The sequence below is a fragment of the Serratia sp. TSO36 genome (assembly GCF_057808395.1).
The window spans coordinates 466368-492114 of sequence record NZ_JBJZOU010000015.1; the positions used below are offsets into that span (position 1 = coordinate 466368).

Below are 25747 nucleotides of genomic sequence, written 5' to 3' on the forward strand. Positions count from 1 at the left end.
GCAGATCTCACTCATCTGCGCCGCCCCTCTCGCCCCGCTTTACCCTATCAGCCCAAACAGGTCGTTGAGCGACTCGCTCATGGTCGGATGGGTGAACAGCTGATCGCGCAGCCGGGTATAGGGCAGCCCGGCGTCCATCGCCGTTTTGACGATGTTGATCATCTCGTGGGCATCGCGGCACAGCAGCGCCACGCCGAGGATCTGGCCGGTCTGCGCATCGACCACCGCCTTCAGCAGGCCGCGCGTGTCGCCCAGCACGCGGGCGCGCGGGATCGCCGCCGCCGGCAGAGTGGCGACCTTAATGTCGCGCCCCTGCTGCCGGGCCTGATCTTCGCTGAGGCCGATACGCGAGAAGCTGGGAGTGATGAACACCGAGTAAGGCACCGCGCCGCGATCGGCCGTGCTGCGTTTAACCGCGCCGAACAGGCTGTCGCGCACAATGCGGAAATCGTCCAGCGAGATATAGGTAAACTGCGGCCCGCCGTTGACGTCCCCCAGCGCCCAAATATGCGGCACGCTGCTGCGCAGCTGCGCGTCTACCCGCACGGCGCCGCGCTCATCCGCCTCAACGCCAGCGCGCGCCAGCTGCAAACCTGCGGTGTTCGGCGCGCGCCCGGCCGCCACCAGCAGCGCATCGAACGACTGCACGCCGCCCTGATGCACCACCTCAACGCCCCCTTCCACATCGCGCACCTGCTTCACGCCGGCGTTAAACGTGAAGCTGACCCCGGCGTCGCTCAGGATTTGCTGTATCGCCTGCGCCATATCGTGGTCTTCCCGGCCGAGCAACGCATCCGCCTCTTCGAATACCGTCACGGCGCTGCCGAACTGCGCGAACATCGAAGCGAACTCCAGCCCGATATAACCGCCGCCAATAATGCCCAACCGCGCGGGCCGCTGCGTCAACTGCAGCAGGCCGGTGCTGTCGTAACTCCGCTGCGAGCGATCCAACCCGTCGATCGCCGGCCAGCGGCTGACGGCCCCGGTGTTGATGAAGATGCGCTCGCCGCTCAGCACCTGCGTTCCCGCCGCGCCCTGCACGCTGATGCGATGCGGATCGATAAACTCCGCCCGTCCGTCGATCACCGTAACCTGTTCAAGCCCCGCCAGGTTTTGATAGTTTTTCTCCCGCAGCAGGCCGGTCACCTGCCGCTTGCGCGCCATCGCCTGGCTGAACGCCTGTTCGCCCGGCCCGTGAAGCTCGGCATCGTGCACCAGCGTTTTGGTCGGGATACAGCCGATGTTGATGCAGGTGCCGCCATACATCTGCGCCGACGCCTCCACCATCGCCACGCGCCATCCCTGCCCGGCCAGAAAGGCCGCCAGCGCTTTGCCGGCCTTGCCAAAACCGATGATAATCGCCTGATAATCGTACATTGTGTCGCCTCGTCTCATGATGTTCATCGCCGGTCAATCAGCGTATTGCGGCCTCAACTAACCGCTCCAGCGGCCTCAGCGCCTCGATCTGTCGTTCGTCGGCCCCAGCGCTCCGCTTCAGACTTTCCGCCGGGTGGTAGCTGACCTGCGTTTTGCCCCGTTCGTCTTGCGCAATCAGCACCCTGAACGGCAGATCCAGCGCCAACGCCGGCCGCGCCAGCATCAGCGGCGTGCCCGCCAGCGGGTTGCCCAGCACCAGCACCGTGGTGGGCGGCATCGTCAGATGATGCTCACGCGCCGCTTTCGCGTGATCGAACTCGGCGAACAGCGTCACGCCCTTCTGCTCGGCCGTGCTGATAATGCGCTGACGCGTTTGCTGATAAGCGTAGGCGCTCTCTACCGTTCGGGTTTCTTGCCCCATCGTCCCCTCCGCCACGGCAGAACAGGCCAGCATCATCAGGCTGCCGGCCACGGCCCGGTTCATGACGCTCATGCGACCTTCCCCCGCCACTGTTTCTCGAGCAAACTGCGCGCCGAATCCGCCATGATCATCACCGCGCCCGCCAACATCAGGGTGTCCTTCAGCACCAGGCGCCCGGCGCCGGAGAGATAAGGGAAACCGTGATGCGCATCGCCCAGCGCGGGCACCCAGGCCTCCGGGGTGGTGATCAAAAAGGTCAGCGTCACCAGCGGCGTGCAAAAGGAGAGTATGCCGCCCAATAGCCCCAGCCATTTGGAGAACGGGTTGGCCAGCACCAGCAGCGCGATCGCCACCTCCACCACGCCCAGGCCGTTGGAGAAGCCATAGGTATTGTTGGCCTGCTGCCAGGCGCGGGCGGCGAGGTTCAGTTCGCCTTCGCGCGTCAGGTGAGCCTGATAGTCCTGCGGCATGTCATAGAAAAACGACATCAGCGGGCTGTTGGCGACGAACGGCGTGATGCTGTCCGCTTCGTAAGGGATGAATTTGAGCAGGCCAATCCATAAGAAAACGATGGCGATGCTGAGGCGAATCAGCGTTAATCCCAGCTTGTCGCCCTTGCTCAGAAAGAATAGTATTTTCATTACCGGCTCCATGTCATTGATAACTCATGCATCGCAGCGGCGCCCTCCGCATCGCTGCACTATCGAACCGATCTTAGTGCTTCGCATTACGCCGGCCCATTGCCGAAACAATCAGCTTCTTAGCCAGGAGTCTCAAAATGGATCCGCTCAGCCAACTGTTGATGCTTAACGACATGCGCGGTTATGTGGCGCGCGATTGCCATTTCAGCGGCGAGTGGCGCTCGCCGCATGCCGCCGGGGAGTGGAGCCAGATCCGCTGGCACATGGTGCTGGCGGGCAGCTGTCGGCTGGAGATCCCCGGCGGCCGGCCGGTACCGCTGGAGCAAGGCAGCCTGCTGTTCTTGCCGCACAACTCCGCCCACCGCCTACTGCCGGAGAGGGCCGACAGCGCCACGCACCTGCTGTGCGGCGTGCAAATCTTGCCGCACAGCGCGTCGCCGCTGCTGGCGAGCCTGCCGGAATGTTTGCTGTTCAACAGCCGCCAACAGGGGCGGCTGGCGCTGCTGCAGGCGACCGGCCAGCTGCTGAGCGATGAGTTCAGCCAACAGGGCCAGGGGCACAACGCCATTGTCAGCCAGACCATGGCGCTGCTGTTCGCGCTGGCGATCCGCGCCTGGCTGGCCCAGCCAAATCAGAGCGGCAATCTGGTCGCCGCGTTGCTGCATCCGCAGTTGGGCAACGTGGTTGAACAGATGCTGCGCCGCCCGCAACATCCCTGGACGCTGGTTGAACTGAGCAAACAGGCCCATATGTCGCGCGCCAACTTCGCCCGCGTCTTTCGTCAGGTCACGCAGCAAACGCCGCTGCAGGCCCTTACCGCCATCCGCATGCAGCTGGCGGCCCGGCTGCTGGCGCGCCAGGCGTTGCCGCTGAGCCGTATCGCCGAACAGGCCGGCTATTCGTCGGAGGTGGCGCTGCACAAAGCCTTCACCCGCCACTTCGGCCTGACGCCGGGAAAATTCCGCCAACAGGCCGCCGATGCGCCGCCGGACGCTTGCCCGATCCCGGCGTAACCTCCCACCCCGCCTTACTGTTTAGTAAACAACTCGACCGCCGCCTGACAACTCTCACAAATGCGCGATCCCATGCGGGTTTCGCCCCGGTTGCGGCTTGCCTGCGCCTGTCTTCCCTTATAGATTGCAGGCTAACGGCAGGCAGCAAGGTATCGGCAAATGGCAAATATTCGAGATGTCGCGCGGTTGGCCGGCGTGTCCATCAGCAGCGTGTCGAACCTGCTGAATAACCGCAGCCACCAGATGAGCGCGCAGACCCGTGAGCGCATCGAACAAGCGATGGCAACCCTGGGGTATCGGCCGGCCCGAACGGCGGCGTTGCCCGCACCGCAGGCGAAGATCATCGGCCTGCTGCTGCCGTCGATCGTCAACCCGAGCTTTTCGGCGCTGGCGCATGCGGTCGACGATGCGGCGCGGGCTCACCGTTACCGCGTCTTGCTCGGCAACGCCTACCGCCAGGAACAGGAAGAGGCCGCGTTTATCGACGATATGTTCCTGCATGGCGTGCGCGGCATCATCGTGGCGGCGAGCGACATTCGCCAGACCCATTTTGTCCGGGCCGCCGAGAGAGGCATGAAGATCGTCAGCTACGACAGCCCGTTCGCCGAGCAGATGGCCACCGATGCCCGGCTGTTCGACAGCGTATCGATGGACAATATCGCCGCCGGGCGCCTGGCCGCGCAGCACCTGCTCGAACGCGGCTGCCGACACATTGTGTTCGCCACCGAAGCGACGCTGACCGTCGGGCGCAGCCACAAGATCGACGGTTTTCTAAGTGTGCTGGGGCACAGCCTGAGCGAACGCCAACGGGTGATCGAAGGCAAAGCCAACAGCGCCTACGGCGACACGGAAATGTTCGAATTAGGGCTGACGCTGGCGCCGCGCGTGCTCGCGCTGACGCCGCGCCCGGACGGCATCGTGGCGATTAACGATGCGCTGGGCATCGGGCTGATGGTGGGGCTGCGCGCCGCCGGCGTCCAGGTGCCCGCAGACATCTCGGTAATCGGCATCGACAATATCGCGCTGGCCGGCCTGGCCGAACCGGGGCTGACGTCCGTCAGGCCGCCGCTGGCGGAGATGGCGCAGCTGATGGTCGAGCGCCTGATCGGCCGCATCAACGATGATGCGCAACCGCCCGGCGAGTTTCTCTTCCCGCCGACGGTCATCAGCCGGCGCTCGGTCAAAGCCGCCGGCTAAATGAAATAACAGCGTCTTCCCCAGGCGATGCGCCGCGGCATCGTCCGGATCGGTGTCAGCCAAAACAAAGGAACAGGCCGTCGGGCTTAAGGGATGCCCGCGCCTCAATGAATCAGCGTCGTGCCGTTATTTAACGTTCAGCTCAGGGTAATGAGCCGGGCCTCTATTATTCCGATTAACCACATTGGAAATATCAAAATGAAAATAAGCAAGCCGCAGGATATTGAACGCAGCGCTATCAGGAAATTGACGCTGCATATTGTCCCCCTCATGATTTTATTGTATTTCCTGGCGTTTCTCGATCGCAATAACATGGCCTACGCCGCCAAAGCGCTGGAAGATAACCTGGGCCTGACCGCCTCGGCCTTCGGCTTCGCCTCCGGGATTTTCTTTATCGGCTATTTCCTGTTTGAAATACCCAGCAACGCCGGCACCATTAAATTCGGCCCGCGCATCTGGTTCGCCAGAATATTAATTTCCTGGGGCATCTTCGCGACCCTGCTCGGCTTTGTGCGCACGCCGCTGGAGCTGTATATCTGCCGTTTTATGCTGGGCGTATGCGAAGCCGGATTCTTTCCCTCGGTGGTGTATTACTTTACGGTGTTCTTCCCGGAAAAATACCGCACCAAAATCCTCGGCATGTTCATCATCGTCCAGCCGCTGTCCAACGCCGTCGGCTCGCCGATTTCCGGCTTTATTCTCAATATTCAGCATGACTGGTTCGGGTTCGCTCCCTGGCAGCTGCTGTTTATCCTCGAAGGGTTGCCGCCGATCGTCATCGGCCTGCTGATCCCGTTCCTGATCAAGAACTCGCCCAAGGACGTCGGCTATCTGAACGTGGAGGAAAAGGCCTGGCTGATGAGCAACGCCGGCCGCTCCAAATCCGGCTCTAAAATCACGCTGGGCGACTTCCTGAAAGGGATGAAAAACAAGAAATACCTGCTCTACGCACTGCTCAACTTCGGCATGGTGTGCGGCATTTACGGCTTCGGCACCTGGCTGCCGTCGATCATTACCGTCCTCTCCGGCGGCGATATCTTCCGCGTCAGCCTGCTGGCGCTCATTCCCTACGGCCTGGCCGCGCTGCTGGTGTACCCGTGGAGCCTGTGGGCCAGCAAAACCAAAAAGCTCGGCGTATTCGCCGGCCTCAGCATGGTGGTCGCCGCTATCGGCCTGATGGGGGCGGTGACATTTTTTAAATACGATCCGCTCGTCGCGCTGTCGTTCCTGTGCATCGCCGCCATCGGCATCTACACCGCCGTACCGCCGTTTTTATCTATGCCCGCCAATATATCCACCGGCGCGGCCGCGGCCGCCGGGCTGGCGGTGGTCAGCTGCATCGGCAATATCGGCGGCTTCGTCGCGCCTTATGCGGTGGGCGTACTGAACGATCTGACCGGCAGCAGCGCGCCGGGGCTGTTTTTCCTGGCCTCGTGCCTGCTGGCCACTGGGTTGATCTGCATTTTCTACTGCGCGAAACAGCGTGAAGGCGTCATCAATACTTAACGAACCAATAAGGAGTCAATCATGGGCGATCTTGCGGGCAAAAAGGTGTTTATCACCGGGGCGGAACAGGGCATCGGCCGCGCCACCGCAGAGCGGCTGATCAAGGCCGGTTGCGACATCTATTTTCACTATCACAGCGACGAAAGCGGCCCCAAAGCGCTGGTGGCGCTGGCCCATTCATTGGGGCAAAAGGCCGCTTACGGCTACGCCGATCTCATCGATAGCGACGAAACGCTGCGCTGCGTCTCGACCGGCGCCGAGTTTCTCGGCGGCATCGATATTCTGGTCAATAACGTCGGCGGCATCGTCGGGCGAAAATGGCTGGGCGAGATCGACCGCGCCTTCTGGCAAACCGTGATCGACGTGAACATGACCACCATGCTGAACGTCACGCAAAGCGCGCTGCCGTTCCTGAAGGCGGCAAACGGCGCCAGCATCGTCAACCTGGCGTCGCAGGCGGGCCGCGCCGGCGGGCATTCCGGCTCGCTGGTCTATTCCGCCACCAAGGGTGCGGTGCTCACCTGGACGCGTTCGCTGGCAGCGGAGCTGGGCGAATACGGCATCCGGGTGAACGCGGTGGCGCCCGGCCTGATCCTCGGCACCCGCTTCCATAATCGCCACACCACCCAAGAATCGGCGGAGGAAACCGTTCGCGCCATCCCGCTGGGCCGCGCAGGCACGCCGGACGACGTAGCGCGCGCCATCGCCTTCCTGGCGGCAGAGTACGACGGCTTCATCTCCGGCGCCACCCTCGACATCAACGGCGGCATCTACCGCATGTAGTTCAACCGCGGGCGGCACGGCTGCCGCCCCCTATTCAGGTATCGCCTTATGATTAAATCCGCCATCACCCACCCGCCGCTGCTCGCCGCGCTGGCGCAATGCGGGCATAAAACCCAGGTACTGATCGCCGACGGCAACTACGCCTGCGTGACCCACGCGCCGAAAGACGCCACCGTGGTCTATCTGAACCTGGCGCCCGGCACGCTCGCCGCCCCGCCGATCCTGGAAAAGCTGCTGGCCTGCATCAACGTGGAAAGCGCGGCGCTGATGGCCTGCCCGCCGGACTTCACCAACACCATCGAAGCCGAATACCGACAGCTGCTGCCGGCGCAGTGCCCGGTCGAACACCTGCCGCGCGAGGCGTTTTACGCCGCGGTCAAATCGGATCGGACGCTGCTGGTGATCGCCTCCGGCGAGCAGCGCCGCTTCGCCAACCTGCTGCTGACGGTAGCGCCGGTGGTGTGAACAGCGCGAAGAAATTACGGGCGAGAAAGAGGGGGAGATTCCCCCTCTCTTGTCGTTACCGGTTAGCGCTAGTTTTTTCCAACGCGCCCGCAAGGCGTCAGTTATAGGTCATGGTGAAGGTGGCAGTGCCATTGGCCTGACCGGCGGTTACCCGATCATTAGTCTGATAATAGTTGGCAGTGAATGGAAACCATACCTGGCCACCGGTTCCTGAATAGTTGCCGAGCAACGTTTGCGTACCGAACCGTACCGGTGCTCCATGGTTGTCCCGCACTTCAATCCCCACCCCGCTGGCGGCGGTGCCGGTGCTGACCGGATCGATCGCCATCACCCCCGCCACACCAGAAGCGTCAGCCGTCGCATCAATCGTGATATTGACACGAGTGCCGACATCACAACGCAGGGGAATAAAAAATTGAGTAAACGCAGTTCTCTTTCCCACGCCGGTAAACTCGCTGCGCTTGATATTGCCCATCGGCACCTTAATGGCAGTATTGGTCACCGAACAGGCCACGGTATTCACATTCGATTGGCCAAAGCTGAAGTTATAGACATAAGTCTGATTAACCACACTGGCACGAATGCGCCCCGGTATCGTTAGTCTGCCGCTGCCGGTCGTGGTGGCGACCTTCACCAGTTCAAAACGGGTCGCGCCGCCCCAGGATGCACCGCAATAGCGCCGCCACGTTGATGACCAACCACATCCATTCCAGGCAACGTCTCGGGGAAAGTCACCGGTAAATCGCAGACCATAAGCTCCTGCTGGCATAACCACCCGCATCGCCAACCCCGTAACATCCACGCCAAACAGCTGCTCGCCGTTATATCTGACGGTAGTGGTGCCTTCGGCTGACCAGCGCATAGTCTGCGTCGCAGTGCCATCACATTGTAAGAAATTACCGAGACTACTCAACGAAGTTGAAGAAGTCGACGCCACTACGCTGCCTACCGGCGCATCGCGCTGGACGATCACATTGCCGAAGTTGATGGTTTCTCCGTCCGTCGCGCTGCCGAATAAAAACGTGCAGGTGGCCTGCGCCGCGCTCGAACACAGCCCCAGCAGCGCGAACAGCCCTCCCGCCGCCAGCGTTTTCATCTTAATCATCATGTTATCTACTCTCATTATTCGTTGAATTATCGGCACACGGCCGTAACCGGCAGCACCCCGGCGGCGGCCTCCGCCGACGGTAGCGTGAATGCAACCCGGCACTGCTGGCTGGCGGCATTGCCCCACTTCACCTGCAGCTGCCCCTGCTCCGGCACACCGCTCAGGTACAGCTGGCCATCCGGCCCGACGATGCCGCTGTTCTCCAGTGCGCCAGCCTCCTGCTGCAGCGCGGCGATGGCCCCAAACGGTACCGGTTTGCCCTGATAGCTCAGCGTCATCAGCACGCGGTTGCCTACGCGAGTTTGGAAATCCGCCAGCACCAGTGCCCCCTGGGTTGGGATCACCGTCTGGGTATTGGTGTCGATGTCCACATCACCGCCCAGCGTTTCTGTGTCCAGCGCGATGCGGTTCTTGCGATAGGTGCCGACATAAGGCACCACCGCGTAGCCGCGCCAATCGGTACGCACACCGGTATTGTTCTGCACTTTCGCACCCGCCGCGCCCGGCGCCCGCACCAATACCAGCGTATCCCCTTGCTGCTGCGAGAAGGTCACGCCGTAAGGATGCGCCACAATCCCCCCCTGCAGGCCGTAGTTGATCTGCCGCGAGTCGCGGGTGTAGCTGTACCCGGCCTGCATTTCACCATAGGTGCCCTTGTAGTTGGCGCCGAGACTGCCGCTGGCGCCGTCGCCGCGGCTGCCGTAGCTCTGCTGGAGGCTATAGCTCAGGTTGTTGTCGGCCAGTGCGGTGCCGTTCAGCCCCACCTGCTGCGCCGTGCTGCCTCGCTTGCTGCTGTTCAGGCTGTAACTGGCCCAGCTGTTGGGCAGCCACTTGCTGAGCGGCACCTGCACGTTGAACGCCACTTGTTGGTCGTTGGGGTTGTTGCCCGGCGTCTGGCTGTAGGTGTAGTTCAGCCCGTAGGCGATGCCGTCGTAACTCAGGTTATAGCCGACGTTCAGGCTGCGCTCATAGCCTCCCTCTCCCCAGTAGTCCTGCTGGTAGGCCGAGAGCGAAAGGCTGCCGTACTCCCTGAATGCCTGGTTGATGTTGATCTGCGCCCTGCTGCGCTTGTTGTAGTTCTGCCGCCAGTCGTTTTCGTTGTCCCCCCCCAACTCATTGGCCTCCTGGAAGTCATAGAAGCCGCGGGTCGAGTAGCGGTAGCCCGCCAGGGTGAAAGTGGTGTTGGTCGCCTCAACGTCTTTGGCGTACTGGAAGCGGTAAGACTGGCCGCTGTGGCGGCTGCCGTCGCGCAGCTCGGTTTTCGCCTGCGTGATATCCATCGACAACGAGCCCCAAACGCCAAAGCCGTGTCCGACCCCAAGCACCTGCGCATTGTAGCGGTCGGCCAGCAGCAGACCGCCGTAGACCGTGGAGTCATGCGGCAGACCGTAGATCAGGGTTCCCTGGCCAAAGGTGGGCGTCAGCGCCGCATCGGTGCCGGAACGAAACTCCCCGGCGGTGAAGGCGTATTTCATCCGCCCCTCGCGCAGCATCACCGGCACGGCGGCGAACGGCTGTACAAAGCGACGCTCGGCGCCGCTGGCCTCGGTAATGGTCACCTCCAAATCGCCGCTGGAGGCGGTCGGATACAGATCGGTTATCGCAAATGCACCTGGCGAAACATAGGTCTGATAAATGATGTAGCCGTTTTGACGCACGGTCACCTGGGCGTTGCTCTGGGCAATGCCGCGTACCACCGGCGCAAAGCCTCTCAGGCTGTCGGGGTACATGTTGTCGTCGGAGGCCAGCTGCGCTCCGCGGAACTGCACGCTGCCGAACACATCGCCTGGCGTCGCGCTGTCGCCCAGCGTCAGTTGCCCTTTCAGCGATTGAATATCACGCTGCAGGTAGGTATTGACGTTATCCCAATGCCGCTGACCGTTGCCTTCGTTGTAGGTCGAATAGTTACGCAGCCGCCAGGCGCCCAGATTCAGGCCGGAACGCAGGTTGAGGTAGTAATTGTCCTCAGCGCCGGCGCCTTTGTGCCGCTGGGTATTGGCGCCGCTGAACGTGTAGTTGAGCAACGCCGCCGGCATGCCCTGATCCCACTGTGCAGGATCGACATAGCCGCGCGCCTCGCTAGTCAGCGCCGCCTGCGGGATACTGAGGTTCAAACGCTGCTGGCTGAAGTCGAACTGACTGTCGGCATCGGGGATATAGTGGCCGAGATCGTTCAGCGGCAGTTCGGGCGGCAACTGTTGCAAGGCCGGGAAAGCGGCCACTTTCACGCCCATGGCGCCAAGCTGCGTCGGCGTCAGTTCTGGTCGCAGTTTGCCCGCCACCTCAACAAAGGTGACATCCCGGGTCTCGATCTGATTGCCGTTGAGATAAATATCCACTCGGTAGACGCCGGGAAGCTGCCCGCCGCGTACCGAAAACTGTTCCAGTTCGAGCGCGGAGGCGGCGCTGTTTCCCAGCTCCAACGCGGCAGGGTTAAAGTAATCACGCGCCTGTACGGTCGACGCCGCAAAACCCAGCGCCAACAGCGACGGCATCATCAGCGCCAGACGGGTTTTCTGACTGCGCTCGACACCAACGGCGGCGGGACGGATGATCCGATTACGGTGCTGTTTTTCCATAACAAAAACGTTCTCCCCCGACGACGGCGAAAGGTTCCCCTCCCACACGTCGCTATGGGTAAATGGCTGTAGGTGATGTTGTGTTGTAATAATGAGAGGCGTTGCGAGATGCATGCGCTAGAGCGCCTGATTGGCCGCCGGCGTGATACCGCCATAATCGTTGATCGCCTGCCAGCTCACCTGAGCGCCGGCCCCGGCCGGCATCGGCCAACTCAGTGAGCCTTTAGGCCCAACGGTGCCCGCCTCTTTGATCTCCTTACCGCCAACCTTGACGCTGTAGAACGCCACATAATAAGGCGTGGGGTTATTCACCCGCAGCTGGTTGCCCTGGCGGCTGAACGTGAGCTTTTGATAAGCTTCGGCGGCATTGCCGCTCAACCCCGAAGGCCGATAGATCAGCTTGATGCGCGTCTTGACCGAGATCAGCAAACGGTTTTGATCCGACTGCTCGGTGGAAGGAATGGATTTAATGTTCAGCCAATACAGCGATTCCCGATCTTCCGGCAGTTGGCCGCCGGTGCGGACAATGCGCAGCACGTTCTCCTGACCGGCATCCAGACGGAACAACGGTGGCGTAATCAGAAACGGCGGCTTGCTGCTGTCACTGGCCGTGGCATTTTCTACCCAGGACTGGATCAGGTACGGTGCGGTTTTTTCCGGGTTATTGACGGAAATAGCCGCCTCTTTTTTAGCGCCGTCATAAATAACCCGGGTGCCACCCACCACCACGCCAGCCCAGGCACACTGCGCGACGCTCAGCAAACCAACGGCAAAACAAAACGATTTAACCCCTGGTAACACGATAGCTTCTCCCACTTTTCATTAACGTGGTGAATCAGATAAACAGCGGCGCCGAATGGCGCCGCCACAACAAGATGGGCTTCCCTGCCCGGCGGCGAAATGACGCCCGTCGACTTTCGCCATGTTCTTCTCTTGGATAGCGGCTACAGCCGCCACCAGACCGGCTTAGTTGTAAGAGATAGTGAAGTCGCTGACGGCATTAGCGGTACCGGCCTGTATGGTCGTCGCAGTCGCCATGTATTTGGCGACGTAGCTGAAGGTGGTTGGTGCCGTGGTGGACAGCGTCTTGCTGGCGGAGCGGGTGCTGACCGGCAGTTGGGTCACGGAGTCTTCTTCATAGATCCCCACACCGACGCCGGTCGCCGCACCGGGGCCCGGGGTCAGCGCCAGCAGGGTGCTGTTGGCGGTATCAGCCTGGCCATCGAAAACAACCGAAGCGGTGATTGCAGAGGCAGGGCAAGATTCCAGCGTCACGTTGAAACGGGAAGCGCCGGAGACCGCACCCGCTCCGTCGAAGCTGCTTGCACTGATGGTGCCCAGATTTACCGTTTGGGTTTTGGTGCCGGCACTGACCGTACAAGCGGCATCGGTGATATTACCGGTGAAGTTAATGGTACCGTCGGCAGCCTGAGCCACAGAAGCAAACGCGGAACCCGCCAGAATAACCATTGCGATAGTTGTCTTGTTCATCATGATGTTGTTCACTTATATCCTTTGAGTAAATTCCAGCCGTCAGGAACCCTATCAAGCAGGTGAATTGCTCCATAACGGCGACATGAGTGGGCAGTGCCATCTTCTTTATGCAGAGAGTCACTGCGCCAATAAAACCCCTGGGTGTTGGGTTTTACTTTTCCCTCTGCCGAGGCAAAGAGAAAAATAAAATCCGAGCACCTACGCCCCCTATAAAGCATTGCCGATAGCATAATGTTTTTTGCTGGCCAATATTTCATTCAGGCTATTCAACCCTGCACGGCGCAAACCGCTCAATTTATAACGACTGACCGTACGGTAAGAAATCCCCATCGTTCTAGCGATATCGCAAGGACGCTCACCTTTCAATAAGGCGCTTAATACCTCTCGCTCCTGTGGCAAATAGCAATGTTCATCACCATATTCAGCCACGACATCTTTTTCTGAAAACAAGATGCGCGCGATTATCGTAATCAATTCATTTAATGCGACCTGTTTGCTGACCACCGCATCGAACCCCGCCGCCAGAAACGTTTTGCTCAACACCGCAGAAGATTTATCAATTAACAGAATACGACCTCTCGTCGGGTATCGGGACAAATTCAGCAACCGAGAAAAATCATCGGAGTGGTTGCCTATTCCGCAAATCACCATATCGATAGGTTTTCTTTCAACCAATCGCAGCAGGTCATAGTATGACTTCGCCACCCCTGCAATATGCCAACCCGGTATTTTTCCGCACAGCAAAGTAATACCTTGCACCGTATATTGACAGCTATCTAAAATAGCGATGCATTTCTCTTTCTTATCCATTGCCACTTTTTTAGCGCCCTCTCTATCGAACCGTTAATTGCGCCGTTCCATAGTGAGCCATATTGACGCATCGCGGCCTAAATAAATATCAGGCAAGGTTGCATTGCGTGTAGTCCACGCATGATTATCGTGTAAGGCAATGATGACAAAATATTTCGTTGCAGTATCTAAATACGCTCATTAAACTGTGTATTACGATGAAGACGGTGTCGCCGCGTAGAAACACCGCCACTTATTAAGCGGGAAGATGAAATGAATAATGTATTGATCGTGGACGATCATCCGGTCGCTCGGCTGGCTGTCAGAATGTTGTTGGAAAAAGACGGCATGGTGATCGTCGGCGAAACGGATGACGGTCTCGAGGCGCTGAAGCTCGCCCGGCAACTTCTCCCCGATCTCATTTTGGTTGATATCGATATTCCCTCACTAAACGGCATTGATGTCGTGCAACGCCTGCGCAATAACGAATTTCGGGGCGGCATTCTGGTATTGACGGGCAAAGATGACGAACACTACATAAAACGCTGCGCCACCGCCGGCGCCGACGGTTTTATCAGCAAACGCAATAATCTCACCGAACTTCATGATGCGGTGCGTGCGATAAGAGGCGGCTACGGTTACTTCCCGCTCAATCGGGCGCGTCTGGAAGCGGCAAATGCGGCGCCGCTGGATGACAAAGGCAAGATCGCTTCGCTTTCCGCCAAAGAGTTGCAGGTGCTGCGTTTAATGGCGCGGGGCTTAAAAATCATCGAAATTGCGCAGCAAATGCGGATCAGCGATAAAACCGTCAGCACCTATAAACGCCGACTGATGCAAAAGCTTGAGCTGCAAAATATGCTCGAACTGTACGACTTCACTCAACGCAACAACCTGGACTGAGCCTCTGCCATGCGCCATATGCTGCTTTGCATTTTGTTGTTGCTGTCAACGCCGCTGCTCGCAGAGCCTCATGCCGAAGCCCCCCAAAGCATGAAGCTGTTCAGCCGCGAAACCGTCACGCCGCTCAATTTCACGCTCAGCGACGACGACTGGCGTTGGCTGGGGCAAAAGCGCGAAGTCAATATCGCCACCTACGCCCCCGAAAATCCACCTTTCGCCATTATTCCCGAATCGGGCACCTTCGAAGGCATCTCCGCCGACTATGCCTTGCTGGTATTGCGCTATCTCGGCCTGAGATTCCACGTACTGCATTATCCTAATCGCAACGCCGCGCTGGATGGGGTGCGCAGCGGCAAAGTGGATATTTTGCTGGATGACGACGGCGGCCTGTTGACGCAGCAACCTGGCCTGATTAAGAGCATGCCTTATATGCCGGATCATCCGGCGCTGGTCTCCCGCGAGACGGCCATGTCCAAGCCAATGCCGGTGCTTGCCGATGCGCGCATCGCGCTGGTGCGCGGATACCTGAGCGACGACTGGGTGGCGAGCCATTACCCCAATGCAAAAATCACCCGCTATCCCTCGCCGCAAAGCGCCTTGTCTTCGGTGGCGTTCAGTGAAAACGACTATTTTATCGGCAGTCTGACCACCGCCAGTTTTTTAATCGAGCGCAACTACGCCACCACGCTGTCCATCGCGGACATCTTCCCGCAAGAAGATACCGGCCCCCGCTTCGTTTTTCGCGAGGCGGACATTCCGCTGCAACGTTCCGTTGATGCCGTGCTGCAGTCGATCTCCCCCGTTCAACACAAGGTCATCTTCCGTCATTGGAGCCAAGGCCCCAATCTGTGGCTGTATCAATCTCGCTTGCCGTTAACCGAACGTGAACAACGCTGGCTGTCGCAACACAGCGAACTGCGCGTAGTCATTAACCCGCTGTATGCACCTTTCACTTTGTTTGACACACAAAAACAGTTTCACGGCATTTCAGCGGACATTTTGCGGCTGATCCATCTGCGTACCGGCTTGAATTTTAAGGCGGTGGAATCCGACACCATCGGCGACATGTTCGATTTGGTCAAACAGCAACGCGCGGATTTTATCGCCGCCATGAGCTACAGCACGCCGCGGGATAAACAGCTGCTGTTTACCCGCCCTTACGTGTTGCCGCCTTTCGTCTTGGTCGTCCAGGATAGCCAGACCGCTCCGCACGCCTTAACGGATCATCTAAAAATCGCCATCACCCCCGACAACGCGCTGCGGCCATGGCTCAAAGCGCAATATCCATCGCTGACGCTGATCGATGCCGAAAACGCCAGCGTAGCGATGCAAATGGTCAACGAGGGCAAAGCGGACGGCGCGGTGAACAACCTGATCGGTGCCCGTTACCTGATCGATCGTTATTTTCGCGGGAAACTTAAGATCGCTTTCCGGTTGGGCGAACACCCCGCACGCATCGGTTTTGCCGTGGGGCGCGATCAACCGGAGTTATACAGCATCCTCAACAAAGCGTTAGCCGATATTCCACCGCGTGATATCTCGATGATCGCCAACAAATGGCAAGGTACGCCGGATGTCAAACTGGATACCTGGGCGGTTTATCAGAGTGAGTTTTATTGGCTGGCCGGGGTTTTCGCCGTGTTAGTCATCACCTCGCTAATTTGGAATTACTATCTGCATCGCGAGATTCGCCTGCGCAAAGAGGCGCAGACCAAACTGCAAGAGCAGGCCACATTCCGGGAAACGCTGTTCAACGGCACGCCGGTGCCGGTTTATGTGGTCGATGCCGGCGGCAACCTGATCAACTACAACCCAGCCTGGGCACTGTTTTTTACCGGCGAAGGCGAAAACCTCAGCCGCTTGCCGTTGAATTCCGCCAAACATCCGCTGGCTGATATTTTCCACGATATTCGCCCGCTGCTTACCGACACCGTGACACCGGCGTCATCACCTAAACACTACCGGGTCTATAACGGCGTGGAAGAGCGGGTCATTGTTCATCAGGCGGTTACCTATCAGGATCATACCGGCGCCGTGGCGGGGCTGATCGGCAGTTGGCAAGACATCACCGAACATGAAACGTTGCTGGCCGCGCTGTCGAATGCCCGGGAACGGGCAGAGCAGGCCAACAGAACCAAAAGCACCTTCCTGGCGACCATGAGCCACGAAATACGCACGCCGATCAGCGCCATTATCGGTCTGCTGGAATTGGCAGTCACTACGCCGGAACAACAACGTGCAGAAACGGAAAAGGACTCCATCCGCGTCGCCTATGACTCCGCCCTGTCGTTGATGGGCCTGATCGGCGACATTCTTGACCTGGCAAAAATCGAATCAGGCAAACTGGAATTAACGCCGGAATGGGTGCGGATAGACGATTTGGCTCTGCCTGTCGTTCACGTCTTCGACGGCCTGGCCAGGCAAAAAGGCATCACGCTCGAATGCCATATCGATGCCTTGCATCCCGACGAAGTGTATCTCGACCCGATGCGCCTGCGGCAAATATTGTCAAATCTGGTGAGCAACGCCATTAAATTCACCGAGCAAGGCTTAGTGAACGTGCAAATCCACTGTTTGCCGAACAATGAAAACCAAGCGATGCTGACGCTTATCGTCACCGATACCGGCGTCGGTATCGCGCCCGAAGAGCAAGCCACCATTTTCGCGCCCTATGTGCAATCCGAGGCCGGTAAGCACCAGCAGGGTACCGGTTTGGGGCTGGCGATCTGTGCACAATTGGTGTCAATGATGCAAGGCACCATCGATTTACACAGCCAACCCGAACGCGGTACGCGCATTACCGTCTGCATTCCGGTAGAGCACCGCCAACATCTGTCGATTGTCGCCAGCGAACGAGAAGTCATCACCAGCACCGAACAACCGCTGTGTATTCTGGCGGTTGACGATCACCCGGCGAATCGGCTTTTGCTCACCCGCCAGCTTTCCCGCCTGGGTCACCAGGTTATTGAAGCGGAAAACGGGCGGCAGGCGCTGGAGCTTTGGCTGACTCAGCCCATCGATCTGGTGATCACCGACTGCAATATGCCCGTTATGGACGGACTCGAACTCACCCGCCAGCTTCGCCAACGACAAAGAAAACCGCTCATCGTCCTGGGCTTGACGGCCAATGCGCAACCGGAAGAACGCGTGCGTTGCATTGCCGCCGGCATGGACGACTGTTTGTTCAAACCGTTGCGTTTATCGCAGTTGGATGCACTATTAAAACGGCTCCCAAGGCAGTCTGCCGAATGGGGGAAGGAAAGCCGCGTTCCCCTGCAGGAATTGGTCGATCTGCCCGCGCTGGAGAGCCTGGCGCAGCAGGATAAAACGCTGTTGCGTCATCTGCTGCTTGCTACTCGCGAAGAAAATGCGCGTGACATGCAACATAGCCGTCAGTTGCTCGATGAGGAAAATTGGCAGGGATTGGCTCGCAGCCTGCACCGCCTGGCCGGTGCGACCCAAATCGTCGGCGCCGCCGAAGCGGAAAATCATTGCCGCAGTTTGGAACAGTATTGTGAAAATACCGCCGCCCCGGATAAAGAACAGGTTGCGCAAAAATTGCACCTGGCCCTCTCCGCGCTTCAGCGCCTGAATCAGGCGATTGACGACTTTACCGCAGAGTGATGACGTCCCCCAGAGTGATACTCGCGGGGGGAAGGTCTCTACTTCACCTTGAGATGAAACTCTTTGCGATAGCGTGATGGGGACGTTTTGAATTGCTGTTGAAAATGCCGCCGCATGGAAAGCGTAGAGCTGAAGCCAGCCACCAGGGCAATTTGTTCAATCGATTGGTCGGTTTTTTCCAGGAATCGCTGGGCGAGAGCCAACCGTTGGCTTAACAGCCATTGCGTGAGGGTTGTCCCCGTCGACTGTTGGAATCGCCGGGTAAACGTTCGACGACTCATGTACGCTTTATCCGCCAAAGCCTCGACGGTATGAGGAAGTTGCAGATTGCTGACCGCCCAATCCAACGCCTTCATAAAGCGGTCTCCCCCCTGAGTATTGCATACCGCATGTTCAATAAACTGCGCTTGCCCCCCCTGGCGATGCGGCGGCACGACTAACTGGCGGGCCACCCTATTGGCGACTTCGGCGCCGCATTGCTGCCTGACCAAATGCAGGCAACAGTCAATACTGGCCGCCGTACCGGCTGATGTGATCACATCGCCATCGTCCACATACAGCACATCACGATCGATAGAAACGGATGGATAACGCCGCATAAAATGCGGCATCCAATTCCAATGGGTTGTCGCGGGACGACCATGCAACATCCCGCTCTCAGCCAAAACGAACGCCCCCATACACAACCCGACCACTTTTGCGCCGCGCGAATGGGCGCGCTGCAGGGCCGAGATTAATTCCGCAGGCGGCATGACGGTGGGGTCGACCCAACTGGGGATAATGACGATATCGGCGTCATCCAACACCGATAAATCATGCTCCGCGATAATGGAAAAACCGGCGTTCGTTCTTAATGGTCCTGGCTGAGCGGCGCAAACCGTCATCTGATAATAAGGCATACCTTGCGGATTAAGGGCTTTTTCGAATACGGCACAGGGCACGGAAAGATGAAAGGGAATGATGCCATCAAAAACGACAATCCCTATCTTGGTTAATGACATGAGATTTCCTCAGCGTTTTCCCTCAAGTTTGGCTCAAAACGCTCGTTATTGCGTAGTTATGTATCTCGTCTCTGTGCGGTAACGGTGACAAGATTTATACGTCTTCAAGACGTGGATACTTTATTTTAATGATAAATCGGGAGAAATGAGATGCGAAAAATGATCGCTTACAGTGCATTGGCTTTGTCTATGGCAGCATATAGCATGGGTTCACATGGCGCAATAAAACCCGCCAACCAGGCGCCTACCATTCGCACGCTGTCCGGTGCGGAAAATACCCGGAGTTTAGACAAAAACGCCACGGCGCTGATCGTTATTGATTTCCAAAATGAATACTTCGAGGGGAAAATGCCGATTCCCGACGGGAGAAAGGCATTGGACAACACCAAACGATTGATCGACTTTGCACATAAACATAGCATGCCAGTCTATTTCGTCCGTCATATTGGCCCGGCAAATGGCGCCTTATTTGCTGAAAACAGCAGGTTCGCCGAATTTCATCCGGCATTGCAACCCACACGCGCTGATTATGTCGTCACAAAAACAACGCCGAGTTCATTTGTCGGCACCGATCTTGACAAACAGCTCAAACAACGCGGCATCAAACAACTGATTGTCACCGGATTAATGACGCATATGTGCGTGTCTTCCACCGCGCGCGACGCTGTGCCATTAGGGTATAACGTGATCATTCCCGAAGACGCTACCGCTACGCGCGATCTGGCTACCTGGGACAATAAAGTGGTCGATCATAGAACATTGCAGCAGGCCGCCCTTGCCGGCGTCGCCGACGTTTTTGCTGAAATCAAAACCACACAGCAAGTTCTGGCGCTGCCTGTCGTAGGCAATTAAACATTCAACTCGGGTTGCCACTCAGGCAACCCGATATTCGGCGCTGCGACGGCATAACAACCTCACCGAATTATCGAAAGGATGACAAGACTATCATCCTTTCCTTACAAAACACTCAGGAATAGCTGATATTTTCCACCCCCTAAAATACATATAGTTTTCTCGTTGTCAGCGTGGCTGCAATTAAACATCATAAATGCATAAGGGTTCCCATGTTTCGATATATTCTTTACGAACTGCCATTCGGAGTCCTGTTTTCCGTCATGATGACACTCGCTCTAATTCTCATTAGCGGGATTGCCTATTTTATTTTTTCAGGACTTTGACACTAAGGTAAATTCACATGAAAAACCGCGCAATGCTTTTTATTTTACTCTCCGCTATCGCGGCCGGCGCCGGCGCAAAATCGCTATCAACGCCGTCACTTTCTCTCTCGCAAGCCACTCAGCTGGCCAATACGGCGATCAAAGCGTGCGCCGCTAAAGGTTATAACGTCAGCGTGACCGTAGTAGACGCCGCAGGCTTGACCCGCGCCGTTCAACGTATGGATAACGCCGGGCCTCATACCCTCGAAGCCAGCTATAAAAAAGCTTATACCGCCGCGTCAAGCGGTGTGATGACCAGCCAATTGCTGGAGACCTCGCAGAAATACCCGGCAGCGCAAAACCTTTCCGACATTCCGGGTTTCTTGCTACTGGGCGGCGGGGTGCCGGTCAAAGAGAACGACAAAGTCATCGGCGCCATCGGCATTGGCGGTGCACCTAGCGGCAGTGTCGATGAGGCTTGTGCATTGGAAGCCATCACGCAAGCCCGCTGAAAACAGCAATAACTCATCATCGTGACGCACACTCTCAGCAAACGGAAGGCAGCGCCCTCTTGCCTGCCCATTTAACAAGGACATAATCATGAAACATCACTCTCGCCTGCTCTTGCTGCCCCTGATTTCATTGGGCGCATCTGCCGCCATGGCGGCCGAAGCTCCCAAGAGCGGTTACTACGGCGCAATCAATGCCATCGAGACCCGCCAGCAAGCGCACAATATGGATCTCAGCGAGCGCCCCGGCATCGGTTCCTTCGTCGCCGGCAACGAGAAGCAAAACTTCCTCAATGGTTCACTGGCCGCCGGTTATCAATACGGTAACGGCTGGCGAACCGAGGGAGAATATGTTTTCAAGAAAAGCAATGAGTACACCAGCGGCTCATCGACCTTCGCCACCAGCTTCAACCACATGACAACCGATTCGCAACGCCTGATGCTCAACGTTTATCGTGACTTCATGCTCACGGATAAATTCGCCGTCTACGCCACGGCCGGCATCGGCATCGCCAAAATCGACGTCGGCGGTTGGCAGGGCAACGATACTCGCCACTTCGCCGACAGCACACAAACTAATTTCACCTATTCCCTGGGCGCCGGCGTGTCTTATGAGGTGCTGGAGAATCTGACCGCTTATGCCGGTTACCGTTATGTCGATATGGGCAATGTGGAGAGCGGGCGCAACACGTTCGTCAACGCCCGAGGGCTACAGGATGAAAACTTGCGCGCTCGCCTGACGAACAATGAATACCTGATTGGTATTCGTTATACGCTGTAAGATATATGACGCTTATCACCTGCACCGCCAAATGATGATAACCATGGCTCATAACTTTATTTTATTAATGAGCTTCAATAATTTCTATGGCACTCTTCACTGATTTATTACTGATTATATCGCTTACACTTTTAAGTCTTTTTAGCTTTCATCAACATATTAAGGAAAAAAGAGGAAAGAAACTGCTCCCCAACAAATATTTACCGGGCAGAGCACCACGAAACAGATTACGTTGAACTTATTTACTCTCATTCTCTTACTTTGTGTCTATCCCCAGCGCCTGTTTCTCTCAGGCGCTTTTATTCTCATCCGCACGAGTATTCATGGAGGAAAAAATGAAAATAGCGATCGGGCTGGCAATAGGTTTTACTCTCTCACCGTTATCTTTCCCTACCCTGGCCGAAACAATGAAGAATCCAATCAGCATTCACGTTTTAAACCTCCAGTCCGGGGAACCCTCGATCGGGATGACGGTGCTCCTGGAGCGGCAAGAGGGGCAGAACTGGCTCCGACTCTCTTCACAGACCACCGATTCTCAAGGTCGCATTGCTGCACTTTACCCGAAAAATGAGATCGTGAAGCCAGGGGTTTATAAAGTCACGTTCGAAACGCAAGCGTATTTCACTCAGTATCGGCAAATTTCTTTTTATCCAGAAGTCCCCGTTATCATTCATATCGAAGACCCAAACAGGCATTATCACATACCGCTGTTAGTCAGCCAATATGGCTATTCAACCTACCGTGGCAGTTGACATGGCATTATCCTCTCCCTCTTTCGGCGGCGGTGATGACACCCGCCGTCATCTTTCTCTTACAGTCATTCACGCCTTCCTTTCAATAAAAGCCGGTAATGCTGACAACCAATAAATCGCCTCCTGATATAAATGCCACTCCCTTTTCCTTACGATGAATTAAAAAAGTGAAATGAATGAGATTCACGTCTTCTAATTTAAATACTACCTATGGGAACCCCATGATGAAAAATAAGATACTTATGCTAAAGGCTATCGCCATTTCCTATTTGATTACGATGGCACCGGCATACGCCACACCATCCGGAAACATCACCTTTTATGGTTCCATTACGGAGCCCACCTGTCTTTCGTCAGTACTGAATGAAAAATTCAACGTGGATTGTTCCAAGCGCAGCGATAAACCAGAGTCAGTCTGGGAACTCATCACCCATACCGAATTGGAATATCTTGGAACCAATAAAAATCTGGCGATCGCCCATATCGTCTATCGCTAAGGTTTCAGCCTACGCCGCCAGTGTTCACCCGCGGCGTGTTTCTTCCTTCGGCTCGGCAGCGTGCGTCTCCCCCAACCGCACCACCGGAATATCCGCCAGCCGGGTGGTGTAGGCCGGCGACAGCATTTCGCGCTTCATTTGCCACGGCTTGACGATCCCCTGCCCGGCGAACCACACGCGCCCGCGCCCCTCCTGATTCAGGCGATCGAGGGTCGCCATCAGCCGCTCGCTGTTGCGACGCGGCGGGCAGTCGTCGAACAGATCGATCTGCGCCATGGCGGCGGCGCTGAAATCCCCCAGCACCACGCCGCCCTTCAGATAACGCCGCCCTTCCTGCCAGATGCTCTCCAGCGCGCGCACCGCCATGGCGATGATGTCGCGGCTGTCGTTGCTCGGCGTTTGCAGCCGGGCGGTGCCCATATTGCTGTAATACCCTTCGCCCGCCGAATGCGGGCTGGTTTTGATAAACACCGACACGTTGCGGCAATAGCGCTTTTCCTGCCGCAGCTTTTCGGCGGCGCGTTCGGCATAGCTGCAGATGGCCTCGCGCATGTGCGGGTAATGCGTCAGCCGCTGGCCGAACGAGCGGGAGCAGATGATCTGCTCTTTGGCGGCCGCCTCATCTTCCCACCGCAGGCACGATTCGCCGCGCAGCTCGCGTATCGTGCGCTCCAGCACCACGCTGAAGGTTTTACGCGCCAGTCGGGTATCGCAGTCCGCCAACTGCAGCGCGGTGTGAATGCCCATCGCCTGCAGCTGGCGAGTCAGGCGGCGCCCCACGCCCCATACCTCTTCCACCGGGATCAGCGCCAGCAGCTTGCGCTGGCGCGCCGGATCGGATAAATCCACCACGCCGCCGGTGCCGCGCCATTTCTTGGCGGCGAAGTTGGCCAGTTTGGCCAGCGTTTTGCTCGGCGCAATGCCGACCCCGACCGTTAAATGCAGCTCGCGCCGGATGCGATCGCGCACCCGCCGGCCGAACGGCTCCAGCGCTTCGCAGTGCGCCACGCCGTCCAGCCGCAGAAAGGCTTCGTCCAGCGAGTAGATCTCCACCGCCGGCGCCATCTCTTCCAGCGTGTCCATCACCCGGCGGGACATATCGGCGTACAGCGCGTAGTTGGAGGAGAACACCGCGACGTTGCGGCGGCGCATCTCCTCTTTGATCTTGAAATAAGGCGCGCCCATCGGCACGCCCAGCGCCTTCGCCTCGGCGCTGCGGGCGATCACGCAGCCGTCGTTGTTGGACAGCACGATCACCGGCCGCCCGCGCAGATCGGGCCGAAAGATGGTCTCGCAGGAAGCGTAGAAACTGTTGACGTCTACCAGGGCGAACATGGTTACCGCGCCGCGTAGACGATAAAGGTCACCACGCCGAAGATCTCCAGCTGCGCCTCGTCGTCGAACACGATCGGCGCGTAGGCAGGATTCATCGGCAACAGCCGCACGTCGGGGTGGCGCTGCAGCTTTTTGACGGTGAATTCGCCGTCCACCGCGGCGATCACGATATTGCCGTGCTCCGGCGTCAGGGCGCTGTCGACGATCAGCAGATCGCCATCCTGGATATTGCCGTCGATCATCGACTCGCCGCTGGCGCGCACGAAGTAGGTGGCGTTGGGGTGCCGCACCAGCAGCTTGCCGATGTCCAGCCTACTCTCGACATAGTCCTGCGCCGGGGAAGGAAAACCGCAGGCCACGCGATCGGCAAACAGCGGTAACGTCAGGGGTTCACCTGGTGAAAAAGCATACAACCTTGAATTGCTCAGCATAATCATAACCAAACTGTATATTTATACAGTCAAGCATAAACAAAACGCGAACGCGTGCAACCCCCAATCCCCCTGCGGATCGCGCTTTGCCGCGTAATATAATAATTTTCTGAGTGATTTTTCCTGCAGCTTTTGGCGTTCTTCGCGTGTGTTTACACACATGATACCCACCAAAACTGTGGATAATGCGGCACTCAGACCGTTGGCGTATCGATGGGCAGGATGAGTGAGGGATTGTCATTGCGAACGGCGCCGACGGCGGGCGATACCGGCTGCCAGACGAAATCCTCTGCCTGCAGGCTGTACACGTCAGCCTGCATTTGACCAGAGGGCGGGACTAAGCGGGTGTCGAGCCAGTCGCGCGCGGCCGTCGGTCTCTGCTGCGTACAGCGCCGCAAATAACAGCGGCAGGCCTTGCCTCACGGGAGGAACGGCGGACGGCTTTACAAAATGACGCCAATAAAATTGCGACTGGCAATGGCATCAATGGGACGGCCAGAGACGAAAGTCAGTACGTTATGCCAGGAGCTTGGGATAACCCGACAAACGCTGTACCGCCACATTTCCCCTGATGGTCCACTGCGAGCTGACGGTATAAAGCTGCTCAACCGGGGATAATTTTAGCGGACGGAAAAATCTGGGGTTCCGGCGTAGAACCCCGAATAAGGAATAATCCTTAATTCATTTCAGGATTATTAATTCCATCTAAAACCTCTCGGCAATATTCTTTTTTATAGGCTTCATCATTACTTAATGACTTAACCAAAAAATCAGCATTTTTCCAACCATTATCCCAATGCGTATCGAATCCTGACTGTTCATACTTTAATGTTCTAGTTAATGAGTCTTTTATTTGGTTTTTATATTTATCAATTTTCTCATTGGTTGCCCCACAAACATCATGTGCAACACGAGCATTTGAGCCAGAAAAACCTATTGCTGAAATTGCCATCGCTTCATTTGATTTGTCGAAATCATTCGCATATGCCACAGCATTAGATAAAGCGAATATGACAAGAGCAGGTATGGTTTTTTTGTATGAAATCATCTTTCACCTCTACTCATTGATTGTTCATGGGGTCAGTTTGGATATCGAAAATTATTGTACATTAAGGCTGCTTTTTAATCAGTCTCAACTTCTTTATAGAAGGCCTGAATGCGACAAACTTGGGAAGTACTGTAGCCTGTCGCGTCTGCTGTTTCTCGGATGCTCAGTTTCTTAATCTGTCGGTAGTGCCTGATCCATCCTGCACGCTCCATCTCGCCGCTGGCGCGCACGAAGTAGGTGGCGTTGGGGTGCCGCACCAGCAGCTTGCCGATATCCAGCCTGCTCTCGACATAGTCCTGCGCCGGGGAAGGAAAGCCGCAGGCCACGCGATCGGCAAAC

The 25747-nt window shown here is 57.3% G+C and carries 25 protein-coding genes and 1 pseudogene; 12 read left to right on the forward strand and 14 right to left on the reverse strand.

The window, feature by feature from the left end:
- Positions 1-39 precede the first annotated feature (39 nt).
- From rclA to rclC, 3 genes are read right to left on the reverse strand one after another with little or no spacing between them, the layout of a single operon-like run.
- Entirely contained in the window at positions 40-1377 is a 1338-nt protein-coding gene (gene rclA, locus ACK3CV_RS15705; protein WP_164140883.1) for a reactive chlorine resistance oxidoreductase RclA, read from the reverse strand.
- Positions 1378-1414: 37 nt separating this feature from the next.
- Positions 1415-1831: a DUF302 domain-containing protein gene (locus tag ACK3CV_RS15710; protein WP_374213765.1), complete on the reverse strand. Its 417-nt coding sequence runs from the start codon at positions 1829-1831 to the stop codon at positions 1415-1417.
- A gap of 35 nt (positions 1832-1866) precedes the next feature.
- On the reverse strand, positions 1867-2439 hold the full coding sequence (gene rclC / locus ACK3CV_RS15715) for a reactive chlorine resistance membrane protein RclC (RefSeq protein ID WP_164140888.1): 573 nt from the start codon (positions 2437-2439) through the stop codon (positions 1867-1869).
- 137 nt (positions 2440-2576) lie between these two features.
- Here rclC and ACK3CV_RS15720 point away from each other — a divergent pair, with 137 nt between their 5' ends.
- From ACK3CV_RS15720 to ACK3CV_RS15740, 5 genes are all read left to right on the forward strand, one after another.
- On the forward strand, positions 2577-3452 hold the full coding sequence (locus ACK3CV_RS15720) for a cupin domain-containing protein (protein WP_048321737.1): 876 nt from the start codon (positions 2577-2579) through the stop codon (positions 3450-3452).
- A 159-nt stretch (positions 3453-3611) separates the two neighbouring features.
- Entirely contained in the window at positions 3612-4649 is a 1038-nt protein-coding gene (locus ACK3CV_RS15725) for a LacI family DNA-binding transcriptional regulator (RefSeq protein WP_164140889.1), read from the forward strand.
- A 270-nt stretch (positions 4650-4919) separates the two neighbouring features.
- Positions 4920-6155, forward strand: coding sequence for an MFS transporter (locus ACK3CV_RS15730; RefSeq protein ID WP_199885931.1), 1236 nt, complete (start codon positions 4920-4922; stop codon positions 6153-6155).
- A 21-nt stretch (positions 6156-6176) separates the two neighbouring features.
- On the forward strand, positions 6177-6938 hold the full coding sequence (locus ACK3CV_RS15735) for an SDR family NAD(P)-dependent oxidoreductase (protein WP_033635048.1): 762 nt from the start codon (positions 6177-6179) through the stop codon (positions 6936-6938).
- Between the two features lie 48 nt (positions 6939-6986).
- On the forward strand, positions 6987-7403 hold the full coding sequence (locus ACK3CV_RS15740; protein WP_033635049.1) for an RbsD/FucU domain-containing protein: 417 nt from the start codon (positions 6987-6989) through the stop codon (positions 7401-7403).
- A 97-nt stretch (positions 7404-7500) separates the two neighbouring features.
- On the opposite strand, the gene ACK3CV_RS15745 is transcribed toward ACK3CV_RS15740, so the two are convergent.
- The 5 genes from ACK3CV_RS15745 to ACK3CV_RS15765 all read right to left on the reverse strand — a co-directional run bounded on the left by ACK3CV_RS15745 (position 7501) and on the right by ACK3CV_RS15765 (position 13394).
- Positions 7501-8511, reverse strand: coding sequence for a fimbrial protein (locus ACK3CV_RS15745; RefSeq protein WP_164140891.1), 1011 nt, complete (start codon positions 8509-8511; stop codon positions 7501-7503).
- A 26-nt stretch (positions 8512-8537) separates the two neighbouring features.
- Complete coding sequence (locus ACK3CV_RS15750; protein WP_204280361.1) at positions 8538-11090, reverse strand: fimbria/pilus outer membrane usher protein; 2553 nt, start codon at positions 11088-11090, stop codon at positions 8538-8540.
- Positions 11091-11207: 117 nt separating this feature from the next.
- Entirely contained in the window at positions 11208-11891 is a 684-nt protein-coding gene (locus tag ACK3CV_RS15755; RefSeq protein ID WP_033635050.1) for a fimbrial biogenesis chaperone, read from the reverse strand.
- A gap of 165 nt (positions 11892-12056) precedes the next feature.
- Positions 12057-12584 carry a fimbrial protein gene (locus ACK3CV_RS15760; protein ID WP_239504625.1) on the reverse strand — a complete coding sequence of 176 codons (528 nt, stop codon included), beginning with the start codon at positions 12582-12584 and terminating at the stop codon, positions 12057-12059.
- 207 nt (positions 12585-12791) lie between these two features.
- Positions 12792-13394: a LuxR C-terminal-related transcriptional regulator gene (locus ACK3CV_RS15765; protein WP_033635051.1), complete on the reverse strand. Its 603-nt coding sequence runs from the start codon at positions 13392-13394 to the stop codon at positions 12792-12794.
- 252 nt (positions 13395-13646) lie between these two features.
- Here ACK3CV_RS15765 and ACK3CV_RS15770 point away from each other — a divergent pair, with 252 nt between their 5' ends.
- Both ACK3CV_RS15770 and ACK3CV_RS15775 read left to right on the forward strand, forming a co-directional pair.
- Positions 13647-14273 (forward strand): response regulator, encoded by a 627-nt coding sequence (locus tag ACK3CV_RS15770; RefSeq protein WP_033635052.1) that lies wholly within the window; start codon positions 13647-13649, stop codon positions 14271-14273.
- A gap of 90 nt (positions 14274-14363) precedes the next feature.
- On the forward strand, positions 14364-17897 hold the full coding sequence (locus ACK3CV_RS15775; RefSeq protein ID WP_164037621.1) for an ATP-binding protein: 3534 nt from the start codon (positions 14364-14366) through the stop codon (positions 17895-17897).
- 38 nt (positions 17898-17935) lie between these two features.
- Here ACK3CV_RS15775 and ACK3CV_RS15780 read toward each other — a convergent pair whose 3' ends face one another.
- Positions 17936-18898, reverse strand: coding sequence for a GlxA family transcriptional regulator (locus ACK3CV_RS15780; protein WP_033635053.1), 963 nt, complete (start codon positions 18896-18898; stop codon positions 17936-17938).
- A 150-nt stretch (positions 18899-19048) separates the two neighbouring features.
- On the opposite strand from ACK3CV_RS15780, the gene ACK3CV_RS15785 reads away from it, so the two are divergent.
- The 5 genes from ACK3CV_RS15785 (at position 19049) to ACK3CV_RS15805 (ending at position 22594) form a co-directional block, all read left to right on the forward strand.
- On the forward strand, positions 19049-19750 hold the full coding sequence (locus ACK3CV_RS15785; protein WP_164037624.1) for a cysteine hydrolase family protein: 702 nt from the start codon (positions 19049-19051) through the stop codon (positions 19748-19750).
- A gap of 343 nt (positions 19751-20093) precedes the next feature.
- Positions 20094-20567 (forward strand): GlcG/HbpS family heme-binding protein, encoded by a 474-nt coding sequence (locus tag ACK3CV_RS15790; RefSeq protein WP_033635055.1) that lies wholly within the window; start codon positions 20094-20096, stop codon positions 20565-20567.
- 88 nt (positions 20568-20655) lie between these two features.
- Positions 20656-21345 carry an outer membrane protein gene (locus tag ACK3CV_RS15795; protein ID WP_033635056.1) on the forward strand — a complete coding sequence of 230 codons (690 nt, stop codon included), beginning with the start codon at positions 20656-20658 and terminating at the stop codon, positions 21343-21345.
- Between the two features lie 335 nt (positions 21346-21680).
- The gene (gene uraH / locus ACK3CV_RS15800) at positions 21681-22097 is read left to right on the forward strand and encodes a hydroxyisourate hydrolase (protein ID WP_060427380.1); all 417 of its coding nucleotides are present in this window, start codon (positions 21681-21683) and stop codon (positions 22095-22097) included.
- A 224-nt stretch (positions 22098-22321) separates the two neighbouring features.
- Positions 22322-22594 (forward strand): type 1 fimbrial protein, encoded by a 273-nt coding sequence (locus ACK3CV_RS15805; protein WP_154610376.1) that lies wholly within the window; start codon positions 22322-22324, stop codon positions 22592-22594.
- A 24-nt stretch (positions 22595-22618) separates the two neighbouring features.
- Here ACK3CV_RS15805 and umuC read toward each other — a convergent pair whose 3' ends face one another.
- The 5 genes and pseudogenes from umuC to ACK3CV_RS15830 form a co-directional block, all read right to left on the reverse strand.
- A complete protein-coding gene (umuC, locus tag ACK3CV_RS15810; RefSeq protein ID WP_033635058.1) occupies positions 22619-23929 on the reverse strand; it encodes a translesion error-prone DNA polymerase V subunit UmuC in 1311 nt (436 codons plus the stop codon).
- A gap of 2 nt (positions 23930-23931) precedes the next feature.
- Positions 23932-24366: a translesion error-prone DNA polymerase V autoproteolytic subunit gene (gene umuD, locus ACK3CV_RS15815; protein WP_033635060.1), complete on the reverse strand. Its 435-nt coding sequence runs from the start codon at positions 24364-24366 to the stop codon at positions 23932-23934.
- Between the two features lie 188 nt (positions 24367-24554).
- Positions 24555-24734 (reverse strand): annotated as a pseudogene (locus ACK3CV_RS15820) (SOS response-associated peptidase family protein); the annotation flags it as partial.
- Positions 24735-25036: 302 nt separating this feature from the next.
- The gene (locus ACK3CV_RS15825) at positions 25037-25408 is read right to left on the reverse strand and encodes a hypothetical protein (RefSeq protein ID WP_164037628.1); all 372 of its coding nucleotides are present in this window, start codon (positions 25406-25408) and stop codon (positions 25037-25039) included.
- Positions 25409-25482: 74 nt separating this feature from the next.
- Positions 25483-25747: helix-turn-helix domain-containing protein (locus tag ACK3CV_RS15830; protein WP_489009871.1), on the reverse strand; the 265-nt coding region annotated here is incomplete at its 5' end.

Bases quoted from the DNA above. Each gene is read 5' to 3' on its own strand.
- rclA (WP_164140883.1), bottom strand. From the start codon at position 1,377: ATGTACGATTATCAGGCGATTATCATCGGTTTTGGCAAGGCCGGCAAA.
- ACK3CV_RS15710 (WP_374213765.1), bottom strand. From the start codon at position 1,831: ATGCTGGCCTGTTCTGCCGTGGCGGAGGGGACGATGGGGCAAGAAACC.
- rclC (WP_164140888.1), bottom strand. From the start codon at position 2,439: ATGAAAATACTATTCTTTCTGAGCAAGGGCGACAAGCTGGGATTAACG.
- ACK3CV_RS15720 (WP_048321737.1), top strand. From the start codon at position 2,577: ATGGATCCGCTCAGCCAACTGTTGATGCTTAACGACATGCGCGGTTAT.
- ACK3CV_RS15725 (WP_164140889.1), top strand. From the start codon at position 3,612: ATGGCAAATATTCGAGATGTCGCGCGGTTGGCCGGCGTGTCCATCAGC.
- ACK3CV_RS15730 (WP_199885931.1), top strand. From the start codon at position 4,920: ATGATTTTATTGTATTTCCTGGCGTTTCTCGATCGCAATAACATGGCC.
- ACK3CV_RS15735 (WP_033635048.1), top strand. From the start codon at position 6,177: ATGGGCGATCTTGCGGGCAAAAAGGTGTTTATCACCGGGGCGGAACAG.
- ACK3CV_RS15740 (WP_033635049.1), top strand. From the start codon at position 6,987: ATGATTAAATCCGCCATCACCCACCCGCCGCTGCTCGCCGCGCTGGCG.
- ACK3CV_RS15745 (WP_164140891.1), bottom strand. From the start codon at position 8,511: ATGATGATTAAGATGAAAACGCTGGCGGCGGGAGGGCTGTTCGCGCTG.
- ACK3CV_RS15750 (WP_204280361.1), bottom strand. From the start codon at position 11,090: ATGGAAAAACAGCACCGTAATCGGATCATCCGTCCCGCCGCCGTTGGT.
- ACK3CV_RS15760 (WP_239504625.1), bottom strand. From the start codon at position 12,584: ATGATGAACAAGACAACTATCGCAATGGTTATTCTGGCGGGTTCCGCG.
- ACK3CV_RS15765 (WP_033635051.1), bottom strand. From the start codon at position 13,394: ATGGATAAGAAAGAGAAATGCATCGCTATTTTAGATAGCTGTCAATAT.
- ACK3CV_RS15770 (WP_033635052.1), top strand. From the start codon at position 13,647: ATGAATAATGTATTGATCGTGGACGATCATCCGGTCGCTCGGCTGGCT.
- ACK3CV_RS15775 (WP_164037621.1), top strand. From the start codon at position 14,364: ATGAAGCTGTTCAGCCGCGAAACCGTCACGCCGCTCAATTTCACGCTC.
- ACK3CV_RS15780 (WP_033635053.1), bottom strand. From the start codon at position 18,898: ATGTCATTAACCAAGATAGGGATTGTCGTTTTTGATGGCATCATTCCC.
- ACK3CV_RS15785 (WP_164037624.1), top strand. From the start codon at position 19,049: ATGCGAAAAATGATCGCTTACAGTGCATTGGCTTTGTCTATGGCAGCA.
- ACK3CV_RS15790 (WP_033635055.1), top strand. From the start codon at position 20,094: ATGAAAAACCGCGCAATGCTTTTTATTTTACTCTCCGCTATCGCGGCC.
- ACK3CV_RS15795 (WP_033635056.1), top strand. From the start codon at position 20,656: ATGAAACATCACTCTCGCCTGCTCTTGCTGCCCCTGATTTCATTGGGC.
- uraH (WP_060427380.1), top strand. From the start codon at position 21,681: ATGAAAATAGCGATCGGGCTGGCAATAGGTTTTACTCTCTCACCGTTA.
- ACK3CV_RS15805 (WP_154610376.1), top strand. From the start codon at position 22,322: ATGAAAAATAAGATACTTATGCTAAAGGCTATCGCCATTTCCTATTTG.
- umuC (WP_033635058.1), bottom strand. From the start codon at position 23,929: ATGTTCGCCCTGGTAGACGTCAACAGTTTCTACGCTTCCTGCGAGACC.
- umuD (WP_033635060.1), bottom strand. From the start codon at position 24,366: ATGATTATGCTGAGCAATTCAAGGTTGTATGCTTTTTCACCAGGTGAA.
- ACK3CV_RS15825 (WP_164037628.1), bottom strand. From the start codon at position 25,408: ATGATTTCATACAAAAAAACCATACCTGCTCTTGTCATATTCGCTTTA.